Genomic DNA, 12,469 nt, shown 5'->3' on the forward strand with positions numbered 1-12,469 from the left:
CCGCGCTGCTGGGGCGGCCGCCCATCCGCCGGGTGACCACGGCCGACCTAGGGAACTCGCCCCCCCGCGGCCGGCCGGCCGTCAGCGGCGGGAGCCGCGGTCGGTTCATCGTCCGGGCGAGCCACGTCCGGTTCGCTACCGCCGTCGGACTCCGTCGAACATGTCCATCGGCCCCTCCGGCCCTCGCGTACCTGCTGCAAATGACCGTGACAGGAACGATGAGAACGCAGCCTACGGCGTGAGACCGAACCACCCGAACGAGGCAAAGACCATGCCCGGCACGCGAGGCACTGCGAATCCGACAACACGGATGAGTCCGCGTGAGAATCCGCCATCTGCCGTGCGTGCGACAGGACAGGCACCACCCTCCAGGCCGCTGCCACCCTGTCGCGCCAGGTGACAGACAGCTCGACCAGGTGACAGCTATCTCGACCAATCACAGTTGGCCGTCGATCGCGCATCAAGATCCGCCACCTATCGCGCTCCTTCGCCATCCATGGATCTCGGTCGCAGTCGGCACATCAACCTGCGCCTGGACCAGATGATCCGCCTGCTGCACCGCGACCTCATGAATACGACCCCGGCCAACCGTGAAATCCCCTTCAGCCACATTCATCGGGCCCAGGCATCCGCGTCCCGTACCGCTGCAAGAGCCTTGCTCCCGATCCCGTAGTCGCCAGGCCGCCACCGAACCAGTCCTCGGCGGACAGGCCGTATGCCTCCGGCCCCGTTGTCATGGTGTTCCCGCAGGCCGTACCTGTCCCGTCGCGGCGTCCAACATGTCGGGCGTGGGTGCGTAGGCTGCGGGCGGTGACCTACGACATCCAGTTCCTGAGGGTTCTTCCGGGCCGTACCTTCGATGAGACCCTGGAGGAGATCAACTCTGCCTATGACCTGGATGCCGACCCCAAGCCCATGAGCGTGACCGGTGACCAGCGTGCCGTTTGGGACAGGCTCGTACGGCGGATATCGCGGGAGATCGGCGAGGTCACCACCGAGGAGTACCCCTACAGTCTGACCTTGTGGCGGGACGGGCCTGCCGGTCATCTGCAGTTGGACTACGCGGGGGACTCGGCCGGTATCGAGATCCCTTACCGATACCCGGGGCGAGAAGCGCTGCCGATCATGACGGAGGCGTACCGGATCGCCCGGATGCTCGTGGAGGAGAGCGGCCTCGAAGGCTACGACTTCGAGGCCGGTCAGTGCGTCCGGACCGGCGACATCGACGTGGCGGCGGCCAGGCTCGGCGGCATGGCCCGCTGGGTGCGGGAGAACCTCAGCTGACCAGCGCGGCCCACTCCCATGACGTCGGACGCCAGATCTGTCTTAAGGAAGACCACCTGGCGAGGGTGGCCCGCTCCCGGCCTGGTAGGGCCGTTGTCACAGGCGGCGGGTACGTTGCAGCTCGGCACATACGTGAGCGGGAACGGGGAGCGGCGATGGTGGTCGAGCTGGGGTACGCGCAGGCGTGGGACCTGGAGGCCCGCGTGCCCTGGCGGCCGATATCCGTGGGGGAGGCCCGTGAGCGGGATGCCGCCGGGCTTCCGTACGTGGTGGTGTACCAGGTCGAGGGCCGGGAGGCTCCGCTGGAGGTCCGGCTCGTCTCCTGGCAGGACCACTACGTCGGGGTGCGGGCCTACGACGCCCAGGGCCGCCGCACCTTCGAGCTGGACATGCGGCTGCTGGACGACCCGAAGCGGCTCCTGCGCCGGTACACCGCGGTCTGGAACTACACCAGTCCGGAGATGGCGGAATTCGACGAGGCATGCCCGCGCATCACCATGGAACTCCTTCCGGACGGGAGAGGTCGGCGGACAGAGGAGCCCGACGGCAAGAACGGGCGCTTGCACGGCACCATGCCCTCCGTGCGTGATGACGAGCGCTGGATGGACCGGCCGGTCTTCGGGGAGTGGCCGCTGCTCTCGGCCCAGCTCCACGGGCTCACGGAGCGGCCTGCCTTCGAGATCACCGAGGCGGCCGCGGCGGCCGACGACGGCAGCAAGCTCGCGCCCGCCACCTGCTGGTGCCCGCCCCGCCCCGCACGGCCCGGCCCGATCAGTGAGCTGTTCCGGCCCGGGGTGCGCGTGACCGACGGGTATCACCCCGAGATGACGGTTGTGGAACCGCGCCGGATCGGAGCCCTGCGCGTGCCCAGCGGGCTGCTGGCCGTCTCCGGCCCGGACTGGGACGACGGCGACGGGCCGCACATCATGGTTCCCGTTCCGCCGGGGGAGTACGTGCTGCAGGAGGCTCAAGCCCGCCACACGTACCACTGCGAGTGGGAGGGGAGCGAGGTCACACGTACGGACACCACGGCCGTCCGCGTACTCGTCAGCGACAGCCCCGCCGCGACCTGGGAAATGGCCCGACGGCCCGACGACGACCCCCGCCTGCTCCTGGAGAACGGCATCTTCGGCTTCCACACCGAGGGCGCCACAGGCTGCTTCGCCGACGCCGGAGCCTGGAAACCGCTCCTCAGCCTCTTCGAAAAAGGCCTGATCCAGCAAGACCCGGACCTGGACCCCAACACGTACGAGGACATCAGCGACTCCATATACCTGCTGCGGACCCGGGACCAGGCCACTGGCGGCGAGCTGGCGGCCTTCGCGACGACGGGGGACGGCACCTATCCCGTCTGGGTCGGCCGTTCCGAGGTCGGCGAAGTGGTCGGGGTCGTCGTACTGGTGGACGGGATGCTCGAACTGCTCCCGGAGAGCGGAACCACCGCCAGTGTCTGACGTGACCTCCGCGGAGTCCCGGGACCCTGCGTCCCGTACCGCCGCGCGGGGAGCTGCCCCCGACGAGGCGCGGGCGCGGGAGACAACCGGTCTGTGCCTGTTCGAGGGTGGAGAGCCGGGTGTACTGCGAAGCCGTCGAGGCCGCCCGCAGCAGGCCCTCGACAGCTCCATGACAGGCAGCGATCAATGACCCCACAGATCGTCAGGGTTCTTCGGGGAGACCGCCGACGGTAACCTCTGCTGCCGTGTCCTGGCGATAGGCGTCCAGGAGCCGGAAGAACTCCTGGACAGGGGTGGAGCCCTCAGGGGTGTTGCGCTCGATGTCGGAGGCCCAGCCAAGCGGACTGGTGCCGTCGAAGTGGTTCCCGAGCCACTGGCTGAAGCCTCCGCCATGCCAGAAGTCGCAGGGGTCATCGACGGAGTGCACGGTGGCGGCGACCTGGTAGCCGATGAGGATGGCCTGCAAGTGGTGAAGCGATCCGCCGTGCAGCCACATGCCGGGCCGCAGGCGGACCTGCTCAAGGAAGTCGTACACGTCCGTGCAGTCTCGCCAGTGCTTGACAGCCAGTGCTGTGTCCTCGGCCAGCATGCACACGAGCCTAACCGCGACTGCCTTTGACCCGTGCTCTGGCCGAGGCCCTGGCCGATACCCACACGCATGCTCGCGTCGCCCCTTTGGGCGGGCCCGAGGCAAGATACTCAGGCCGGCTTGAGTACAACCGCCGATCCGCCGCACCGGGGAGACAGCGTTCGATGGTGTCCATGAGCCGAACCGACATGTCCGTGGACGAGAGCATCCTCCAGGACCGCAAGCGGCAGCAGAGCGCGAGCTTCGCCCTGATCCTGCTGCTCCCGACCATGCTCGTCAGCGGGCTCCTCTACCTGGCCTCGGATCACGGCGGCCGCTGCATCACCAACGGCGAGAGCTGCTCAACGGTGCCGGACGAGTGGACGTACGCGGCGTTCCTCGTGTCCGCTGTGTGCGGGGCCCTGGCGGCCGGCGGGTCGGGGCAATGGCGGTGGATGCGAGCAGCACGGGGCGGGCTCCTGGTCGTGCAGCTCCTCGCCCACGTTGCCGTCGCGGCCCTGATCGTCAGCTGAACGCGATCGGGCCACCCGTCCCGGCACGATCCCAGGCGGGTGGGCACAGGCCGGGAATCTCAGGCATCGGCCCTATGTGTTGTATGCCTTCAGCTTGACCCGGGCTGAGTCCTGGCCCTCGTAGCGAACGTCCAGTTCCAAGACCGATGCCTGGCCGGTGCGCCGCCTTTCCTCCTCGTAGCGCACCAGGCAGATGGGCCCGCAGTCGCCCTGACCGGCTCCGGGGAAAGCCTCCTCGAGCCTGGCGACCACGTTCTCGCGTGGCATCGTGAACTCGGCCGAGTACGTACGGCCCAGCCACGCGCCCTCGTTGACGCACTTCTTGTCGGTGGCCTGTTGGGGCATGTGGCCGCCGGCGAATTTCATGACCTCGGAGCACGGTGCCGCGTGAGGTATGAACATGGAGAACACGAAGAGACAGAACATGCCCCCACCAATGGCTAGGCCTCCCAGCGTGGCCACGAGCGGGACCAGCCACCGCGAGCGCCTCTGGGGCTGCGGGGGAGGCCAGCGGGGCCATTGCGGGCGAGTAGGCCGACGGGCAGGGGTGTGGTCCTGTGACGTCACAAGATTCCGATCTTGAGCTGATTGATCCAATTCGTCCGGACGCGCCGCCTGCCGACGACGGTTCCGGTACGTGATCAGCACGACACAGACGAGGCACCGGGCTCTGGCGAAGCCGCGCACACCCCGGCCTCTGTTCTCCCAGCTCAACAACTTGCCCGCAGAAGATCCGGAGGCGGAACCCAGCGGTCTGGACGACCATGGGGTGAGTACCCTCGGCTCGTGATCGACTACGGCATTGCCCTGCCTTACTACCGTCTCCACGTCGTACCCGCGGTCGTGGCGCTGGCCAGCCCGACCTGGCAACGAGAGGTGTGGCTCGACCCGGATCAGTCCGAGAACCTCGACCACGTGGTGCACGTGCTCTTCGACGACTTCTGCGAGGCGGACAATCCCTCGCGCTGGCTCGGGCAAAGCCTTCGCACTGAGGAAGAAGCCGAGCTGATGGCGAGTCTGGGCGCCGCCTACGGCGCAGTACAGGACTCTGCCGGTGCTGACGCCGAGGACGAGGTCTATCTGGACTCGCCGGGCTGGCCTGCCGTCATATCCGCGGCAGCCCGGCTGGCACAGGTACTGGTGGCCAACGACCACACGGCACTGAGCAAACTGCACGATGCCGGCTACCGCTGACCGCTCGGAACCGAGCAGAAGGCACCCAGGGCTGAGACCCACCAGCAGGAACGGCCCTAGCCGATCCCGCCCGGCACCAGTTACATCACCCCGTACATCCGCCTCCTGCCTTCGAAGAATCCACACCCAAATCCACTTGAACGGACATCGGGTGGGCGTGGCAGGCTGATGCAATGATCGTTGAGTTCGCTCCTTACTCCCTGAGCTGGGGCGAGGTGGACCCTGCCCGTCATCCGTTCGACAGCGCGTCGGCAGCGCAGGTGGTGCACTCGCTCGGCCCGGCCCGGCATGTTCCGAACCGCCCCGACATCTCCGTCACCGACCCGGCGATGAGTGCCTGGAGCCATGGCCAGGGCGCGCTCTGGGCCGACGCCATGTCGCACGCGCTGACCGAGCACTACGGCCGTTGGGCCGTGGGCTGGCGCTGGGCGCACGACGAAGGTGACTTCGACGGGGGCCCGGTCGGGACCTGGTGCTGCCCCCGGGACTCGATCACCACCCGGGAGGAGACCCTCGACCGTGTCGTCGCGGCGCTGCGCGAGTGGCGCGAGTGGCTGGAGAACCTTGCCGGGTGGTTCGAGGCGTACCTGCTGGAGCCCGCCGACATCGAGGGCCAGCGGATCCTGTGGGAGCGCGCCGCACGGAACCTGATCCTGCAGGTCGTCGACCGCACCGGCTGCGGCAGCGGCTGGCACGGCCACTGCCACCAGGTGCTCACCTGGTTCCTCGACCACTGGGGAGTCGCACCGGATGCCGCAGAGAGTCTCGTGGATGAGGCGATCGGCGGACGATTCCACAGCTGGACCAGCCCCGACACAGTACTGGTCGACGACATCGCCGAACGGCTCGCGCTGTCGCTGCGACCCCACGACGGCCCGCGCTCCGACGAGCCGGCACCGGACCACCTCGAGCGCTGGCTCACGATGCGCGAGACCGTGCCATGGCACCAGGCCCCGGACACCGCAGCGGACACACCGGTGACCTCGTCACGCGACGGCGCAGCCGAAGACATCCGCGCCTTCGACGGCGCCGTGGACCCGGCCCGTGCTGAAGGCCTGCTCGCCGCCCTGGAGGTGATGCGGGCCGACGCAGCGCGCGGTCTCCCGCTTGACTTCGAACTGCTCCGCAGCTGGCAGCAGCACGTCCTGGACACCCCGCAACCGTCACCGTTCCGCAGCCTGCCAGCCTTCGCCAAGGGCGGCCGGGAACGCTACGGCATCGGCCCGGACACCGCCACCCGCCTCAACGCCTGCCTGGCCGAGAGCACCAACGACCACCGGTCACCCCTGCCACTGACCGCCCGTGCCGCCCGCGCCTGCCTAGACGTCTGCTTCTTCCACCCCTTCGACGACGGCAACGCCCGGTCCGCCTTCCTCACCCTGCTCTTCATCCTCGCCCGCGAAGGCATCACACTCCACAACGTCGGCCTGCTCCGCCGCATCACCTTCCAGGCCGACAACCCACAAGACCCACTGATCCTCGCCCGGTACATCGACATCCACCTCACCGAGACCCAGCGCAACGCCCCCGGCCCCGTACCGAGCTGATCAGCCTGGTCGCGAGCACCACTCCGTCAGCCAATTTGTGGGGCGGGAGCGGTGCCGACGAGGAGCCAGCCACAGGAACTGGTCAGCCTCAGCACACACTCATGCCAGGGCACCGCTGGCGTCCGCAGGGCGGCCACGCTCGTCGGCATGGCGGCCCGTACGGATGGCCGGGCTGGGACTGACACAGGTCTCCAGGCCACGGCCGACGGGTGGCCATCCAAGCCAAGGTCAGCAGCAATGGAGCGAGCCAAGTGGGTGCTACCGCGCGTCGCAGGCCGCCGGGCACCAACCTGCGCCGCAAACCGTCGCGAGTAAGCGAGGTGCAGATGAACACAGTATCGAGGACGGCTGCATCGAAGCGGGTGTGCACCGGCTGCTGCGCTTCGACTTCCTCTCCCACAACGTAGGGGACTCCGACCTGGTTGTGGGTGCGCCTGGCCCTGATGGGCCGCATCCCGACTGGTTCGTGGAGTCTGCCTCGCACGGTCATTGGCATCTCAAGAACTTCAACGAGTTCAGGCTGCTGGATCTGAACGGAAATGAGGTGACCCACGGATACAAGCAGGCGTTCTGCTTGGTGGACATCGAACACCTCAGCCCGTGGGGACCAGCTCAACAGCAGTTCACCGACTGCAACCGGAACCAGGGCGTATCCGCAGGGTGGGCAGATCTCTACGAAAAGAAACTGTCGTGCCAGTTCATCGTCCTCGATGGGGTGCCGGACGGCGATTACCTCCTGCGCTCGACGACCAACGCGCAGCGGCTGATCCCCGAGGACACCTTCGTCGACAACACGACCTACACCCGCCTGCGGATCGTAGGCGACACGGTGACCGTACTCGACAGCGCACTCCGACTGGTGGACATCAGTGGTTACGGCTCGGACGGTCAGGGCCGGTATGCCGCTTTCTGGGAACAGAGCCCGGGCTGCCCGTGGGAGGCACGGACGGGTATCCCGGCAGACGCGTTCCAACGGGTCTTCGACGAATTGAGCTGAACGAGCCCGCACCCCGACGCGTTTCGGAAGCACCTCAACCTCGGTGCGGCCGAACCGAGGTCCCCGACTTCCTTCGGTTCGGAAGGAGGGCGATGGCCCGGCAATCCGTACGTGACCAACTTGTCTGAACAACCCGTTGATATTCGTCAGGCACGAACGCCAACGGGGCACTTGCCTCACATGCCTTCTCTGAACTATGGCGCGGTGGCGTCCGCGACAGTGCACGACGCCATCCTTGCCCGGCGGCAAAGACACGCGAAGCCGTGAGGGCGACAGTGCGAGTTCGAACTCAGTAGTCAAGTCCATAATGCGAAGAACATGACGGATTCGTCGTCGACCCTGCTCCATTGTTCTTCGGGGGTGCCCTTGACCCGGTCGAGAAGGGACGGCCGCAACGCACTGCAGCGCGGCGCGTCGTACATCCTCCTCTGCAGGCACGGACAGCACCGGCACGGGAGACTCACTTCCGTCGAAACGGCGGGGGGTGGGTACGAGTACCCGATCGACCTGGTTGCCGAGCGGCTGCGGGAGCAGCTGAAACAGGACGTAGCGGGCCTCCCCGCCAAGGTTTGGTGCGCGAGCTCCCCGGAAGCGGGCGAGACGCTGCACCGCCTGTGGCGAATCCTGTGGGCTTCGCCCAGTGGTCGGCCATCCATGGAGCCAAAGACCGAACTCACGGGTTCTCCCCCGCCGCCTGGGACGTGGCCTCTCCTCCAGGATCTGTGCAAAGAGATCAGCGAGGGTCGTTCCGTCCTGGTGGTCGGTCATCAACCACAGCTGAGCCTGCTCGCCGATGAAGTCCTCAACCGTCGGCGGCCACTCAGGGCACGACGGCCTCCCATTCCGCTCGGCCGCGCCGACGTGGTGTGCATCGCGTTCGAGGACGGCTCCCGCGCTGAGCTGCAGTGGACCATCAGCTACGACGACAGCAAGGCCGCAGACCAGGTCCGGGAGAAGATCCAGCGTAAGATGGACATCGCCAAGCTCCTGAGCGGCGCCCTGACCTTCGGCCTCACCGTGATCTTCGGCGTCCTGCTCAAACAGGACCAGCTCAAGGCTCTCGGAAGCCGGAGCTGGAGCGTTCAGGCTGCCGCTGTGGTGCTCCTTCTCGCCGCCGTCCTCTACTTCGCGACGCTCTATGCATACGACTCACTCCTGATGCCCGAGCGCTTCTGGAGCGAGCAACGCGGCGCAGGAGGAGTGCGCTCGCGTCATCGCAGCTGGCGCGTGGCGCGACCGCCCAGTTCCGCAGCCTGGGTGCTATATCAGAACATGATGCGGGTGTGGAGCTATCTCTTCACCACAGCCACCGTTCTCACGGCCTCAGGGATCGCGCTTCTCGGCTACGGCGCCCTCGGCTTTCCTGCGTGGCTGGCAATCGTCATCGTCCTGGGCCTGGGTGCCGTCGTGAGAGCCTGGACCTGGTGGTTTTGGCCGGTACTGGGCACCCAAGACTGAAGCACCGTCCAGTCAGCCCACCAGCGCTGTAGTTCCGGGGCGATGACTGCGCCGGCTGAAGCGAGGGCCGCTTCCTCGCGGTGCCAGGATCGGGGTGATCCGTATCGGCGGGGGATGCAGATCCGGCGAAGGGGGCACCGTGGCCTCGGGCACGACAAGGCGCTTCAGATCCCGTTCGGGGCTCCCCCTCGCTCCATACCCGGAAGGTAGCAGAAGGAAATCTGACCTGCATATGATGGGAATCCTCGAAAATGGCCAGGTGTACTCTTCGCCCCAGTTCGTTATGCCCTGAGGCATGTGGGGAATGTGGGGAGCGAAGAGCGCGACCAGCCCTCAGCGTTCCCCGGCGTGGTATTCATCGCCAGCCCCGAACTGTACTGGTGGCGCATCGAGCAGCTTCCGATGCCGTCCACGTCGGACCCGTGGCGAGACAGGTTGCCACGCGGCGGGCCCTCGCACCGCCCGCCTACGGGGCCCAGGGGTCGATCACCTGCCAGGTGGTGTCGGCGGGCCAGATGGCCGGGTTGTCGTAGGGGTTGGGCCCGCCCTTGCTCGCGATCCAGATCTCTCCGGCGTAGTGGCGCAGGAAACGGGTGGGGTAGTTGTACGAGCGGAACGACACACCCGGCCCGTAGTTGCCGCGCAGGGCGCAGAAGGTCGCGTCGGCGGCGAAGAGACTGCTGTCTACCCACTTGTCCAGGCGCACGCGGAACTGGGAGTGCCGCAGGTAGTACCCGGGATAGTTGCGCGACTCGAACGAGTAGCAGGAGCCGTCTGCCAGCCCCGTAACGACATTGAACGTCGCGTCCTTCCGGTCGAGGTCGCTGGAGGACGCCGTCACCGGCGAGATGAATCCCAGCCAGCTCTGGTGACGCAAGGAGTGACCGGTGAAGCCGGAGGTGGTGGCCCGCAGCGAGTGGTAGCCGGACGCGATGTCGACTTCGCTGCGCCACCAGGGTGAGGTGAGGCGCCAGGTGGTGTCGGCGGGCCAGTTAGCCGGGTTGTCGTAGGGGTTGGGCCCGCCCATGCTCGCGATCCAGACCTCTCCGCCGTAGTGGCGCAAGAAACGGTCGGAGTAGTTGTGCGAGCGGAGTGATATGCCCTCGCCGTTGTTGCCGTCGACGGCGTGGAATGTCGCGTCGGCGGCGAAGAGGCTGGTGTCTAGCCACGGGTCAAGGCGTACGCGGAACAGGGAGTGTCGCAGGTAGTGCCCGGGATAGTTGAGCGATTCGAACGAGTAGGCCGCATCGTCGGCCAACCCCTCGACCACCCTGAACGTGGCGTCCCTCTTGTCGAGGTTGCTGGAGGACGCCGTCACCGGCGAGATGAACCCCAGCCAGCTCTGGTGACGCAAGGAGTGACCAGTAAAACCAGGGGTGGTCGCCCGCAGCGAGACCGTTCGGGATCCGGGCAGCGCGGGGACGGCCGGCCCGGTCGTGGAGAGCTGCAGCACCACCAGGGAGCTGGCCGGGAAGGTGTGGTCAAACGTCGGGCCGGCCGTGATGATGTCAGTTAGGGGGACAACCGTTCTGGGCGCGTCGATCGTGTTGCGGGCAGCTGGGGCGCCAGTCAGGGTCGTGGCCTTCGCGGTCGCGGCGACGCCGGCCGTGCCGGTGACGACGATGTGCGCCGGCACCGACGCGGGCGTGGGGTTGACCACCGTGATGAACACGGTGCCGTCGGCGGTGCGCGTGGCGACGTGCCGTACGGAGTCGTCCGCGCCGTTCAGGCTGGAGGGAACGACGTGGTCTCCGGCCGACTCGCCGAACAGTTTCAGCACGTAGTAGGACGGCGAGCAGTAGGACGAGGCGGGATCGAACCCGATCATGTTCGCCGGCCAGTTCCGCATACCCAGGGAGGCCAGCGCGGGCGCGTAGGCGGCGCCGATGACGAGGTCGGCGTTGCGTACGGTGCCGGTGAGGAAGGCAGCTTCGGCCAAGGCGCCCCCGAGCGTGCCGGTCGGGTTGACGGGGCTCGTGTCCAGCACGCCGTACTCTCCGATCAGGATCTGAGGGCCGTTGCGGTCGACGGGGGCGTAGCGGTCGGCCAGCAGGGCGAACTGGGCGTGGTCGGCGTCGTAGAAGTGCTCGTCGAGGACGTCCGCCGGGCGTGAGGTCACCGGGGCGGTAGCGACGATCCGCAGGTGTGGGTAGCGGGCCTTGATGCGGTCGTAGAAGGCTGGGAAGCGGTAGCGGTCGTAGCTTCCGCTCTGGTCGAAAATATCCTCGTTGCCGATTTCGACGTACCGCACCGGGAAGGGGGCGGGGTGGCCGTGAGCGGCGCGCTGCGCGCCCCAAGTGGTATCGGTACCGCCAATGGCGTACTCGATCTCGTCGAGCGCCTCCTTGATGTAGGGCTCTAGGGCACGCTGTGCGACGGCGGTGCCGTTGAGGGTGTACCCAGCGAAGACGGCCAGCAGGGGCTCGGCGCCAGCATGTTCGGCCAGCTGCAAGTAGTCGAGCAGCCCGAACTGATCGGTCGACCAATAACCCCAGGCGTCGTTCTGATGTCCCGGCCTGTTCTCGACGGGGCCGACGGTGTTCTTCCAGGCGAACCGGGTTGGGAGCGTATTGCCCTCCAAGTAGTTTCCGCCCGGAATCCGGAAGAACCCGGGGCCCGTATCGGCCAGCAGTCGCGCCAGGTCCTCTCGGATGCCGTTGGTGCCTTTTATCGTGCACTGCACGACGGTGAACCAGACCGACTGGCCGTTGCCATGCGCGTTCGCCGCTATCACGAACCGGTTCGCGTTGGAGGAGGGCACGGAAGCGCCGGTGGTCAGCGTCCTGGTGATCTTGCGCCATGACGTGGTCGGATTTCCCGCATCAGCCGCCGCGAGGACCGTTCCCGTATCGCTTTCCAAGGTGACGGTCAGTGTGCCGGTGAAGCCGGGGGTGGCCCGGGTCCAGAATGCCACGGAGTGGCTGGTGTTCGGCCTGACGCCGATGCCGCCAAAGCCGGAATTGGCGGCGCCGACCCGCTGTCCCGCGCCGTTCATGCCGATGTCCAGCCGTAGCGAGCTGCGGTTGGCCGCATTCAGGGGAGACGCCGTGTCGGTGGAGATCGCCCCCGTGCTGCCGCCCGACGTAACGAGGGACCAGTGCGCCGGAGGGGTGCTGTCGTCCTCCTTCATCGTGCCGTTGCGCACCACATTGGCGCAGAGCCCTCCTTCGACGGAGTGGCTGATGTCCTCAAGGATGTGACCGAACTGAGTTGGATTGACCTGGGTCGTGGTGCGACCGGCGCTGACGAAGAGATTGGCCGTGGGTGCCATGGGACAAACCTCCGGTGCAGATGGTTCCCGGGCTCCTTGCGGAACATCTCACCCTGATCTCCGGAAGGCATCCGGCCCTAAACTCCGCCGCGAGGACGCAGGTCCCTGCGACCCGTCGGCGGATCGGCGCGCGTCAACCGCTGGGCCATCCATTTCCCAGGAC

General features: G+C 67.2%; 10 protein-coding genes. 7 read left to right on the top strand and 3 right to left on the bottom strand.

What is annotated here, in order from left to right:
* The first annotated feature begins 810 nt into the window (after positions 1 to 810).
* Positions 811 to 1,284, top strand: coding sequence for a hypothetical protein (locus AB0E98_RS26670; protein WP_361707211.1), 474 nt, complete (start codon positions 811 to 813; stop codon positions 1,282 to 1,284).
* 155 nt (positions 1,285 to 1,439) lie between these two features.
* Positions 1,440 to 2,738 carry a DUF4241 domain-containing protein gene (locus AB0E98_RS26675; RefSeq protein ID WP_361707213.1) on the top strand — a complete coding sequence of 433 codons (1,299 nt, stop codon included), beginning with the start codon at positions 1,440 to 1,442 and terminating at the stop codon, positions 2,736 to 2,738.
* 202 nt (positions 2,739 to 2,940) lie between these two features.
* Here the strand turns inward: AB0E98_RS26675 and AB0E98_RS26680 are convergent, their stop codons facing one another.
* The gene (locus tag AB0E98_RS26680) at positions 2,941 to 3,327 is read right to left on the bottom strand and encodes a hypothetical protein (protein ID WP_361707215.1); all 387 of its coding nucleotides are present in this window, start codon (positions 3,325 to 3,327) and stop codon (positions 2,941 to 2,943) included.
* Positions 3,328 to 3,500: 173 nt separating this feature from the next.
* Here AB0E98_RS26680 and AB0E98_RS26685 point away from each other — a divergent pair, with 173 nt between their 5' ends.
* Positions 3,501 to 3,839 (top strand): hypothetical protein, encoded by a 339-nt coding sequence (locus AB0E98_RS26685; RefSeq protein WP_361707217.1) that lies wholly within the window; start codon positions 3,501 to 3,503, stop codon positions 3,837 to 3,839.
* 72 nt (positions 3,840 to 3,911) lie between these two features.
* Here AB0E98_RS26685 and AB0E98_RS26690 read toward each other — a convergent pair whose 3' ends face one another.
* Positions 3,912 to 4,241 (bottom strand): hypothetical protein, encoded by a 330-nt coding sequence (locus tag AB0E98_RS26690; RefSeq protein WP_361707219.1) that lies wholly within the window; start codon positions 4,239 to 4,241, stop codon positions 3,912 to 3,914.
* Positions 4,242 to 4,625: 384 nt separating this feature from the next.
* Here AB0E98_RS26690 and AB0E98_RS26695 point away from each other — a divergent pair, with 384 nt between their 5' ends.
* The 4 genes from AB0E98_RS26695 to AB0E98_RS26710 all read left to right on the top strand — a co-directional run bounded on the left by AB0E98_RS26695 (position 4,626) and on the right by AB0E98_RS26710 (position 9,035).
* Positions 4,626 to 5,033, top strand: coding sequence for a hypothetical protein (locus AB0E98_RS26695; RefSeq protein ID WP_361707220.1), 408 nt, complete (start codon positions 4,626 to 4,628; stop codon positions 5,031 to 5,033).
* Positions 5,034 to 5,206: 173 nt separating this feature from the next.
* Complete coding sequence (locus tag AB0E98_RS26700) at positions 5,207 to 6,580, top strand: Fic family protein (protein ID WP_361707222.1); 1,374 nt, start codon at positions 5,207 to 5,209, stop codon at positions 6,578 to 6,580.
* Positions 6,581 to 6,743: 163 nt separating this feature from the next.
* The gene (locus AB0E98_RS26705) at positions 6,744 to 7,577 is read left to right on the top strand and encodes a lysyl oxidase family protein (RefSeq protein ID WP_361707224.1); all 834 of its coding nucleotides are present in this window, start codon (positions 6,744 to 6,746) and stop codon (positions 7,575 to 7,577) included.
* Positions 7,578 to 7,895: 318 nt separating this feature from the next.
* Positions 7,896 to 9,035, top strand: a complete 1,140-nt coding sequence (locus tag AB0E98_RS26710) for a hypothetical protein (protein WP_361707227.1) — start codon at positions 7,896 to 7,898, stop codon at positions 9,033 to 9,035.
* Between the two features lie 466 nt (positions 9,036 to 9,501).
* On the opposite strand, the gene AB0E98_RS26715 is transcribed toward AB0E98_RS26710, so the two are convergent.
* Entirely contained in the window at positions 9,502 to 12,306 is a 2,805-nt protein-coding gene (locus AB0E98_RS26715) for an AbfB domain-containing protein (RefSeq protein WP_361707229.1), read from the bottom strand.
* Positions 12,307 to 12,469: the final 163 nt, after the last annotated feature.

Origin of the sequence: Streptomyces sp. NPDC037389, assembly GCF_040636475.1 — a bacterium.
Classification (GTDB): Bacteria; Actinomycetota; Actinomycetes; order Streptomycetales; family Streptomycetaceae; genus Streptomyces; species Streptomyces hesseae.

Coding starts and splice junctions, on each gene's coding strand:
- AB0E98_RS26675 (WP_361707213.1), top strand. CDS start 1,440: ATGGTGGTCGAGCTGGGGTACGCGCAGGCGTGGGACCTGGAGGCCCGC.
- AB0E98_RS26680 (WP_361707215.1), bottom strand. CDS start 3,327: ATGCTGGCCGAGGACACAGCACTGGCTGTCAAGCACTGGCGAGACTGC.
- AB0E98_RS26685 (WP_361707217.1), top strand. CDS start 3,501: ATGAGCCGAACCGACATGTCCGTGGACGAGAGCATCCTCCAGGACCGC.
- AB0E98_RS26690 (WP_361707219.1), bottom strand. CDS start 4,241: ATGTTCATACCTCACGCGGCACCGTGCTCCGAGGTCATGAAATTCGCC.
- AB0E98_RS26700 (WP_361707222.1), top strand. CDS start 5,207: ATGATCGTTGAGTTCGCTCCTTACTCCCTGAGCTGGGGCGAGGTGGAC.
- AB0E98_RS26705 (WP_361707224.1), top strand. CDS start 6,744: ATGGCCGGGCTGGGACTGACACAGGTCTCCAGGCCACGGCCGACGGGT.
- AB0E98_RS26710 (WP_361707227.1), top strand. CDS start 7,896: ATGACGGATTCGTCGTCGACCCTGCTCCATTGTTCTTCGGGGGTGCCC.
- AB0E98_RS26715 (WP_361707229.1), bottom strand. CDS start 12,306: ATGGCACCCACGGCCAATCTCTTCGTCAGCGCCGGTCGCACCACGACC.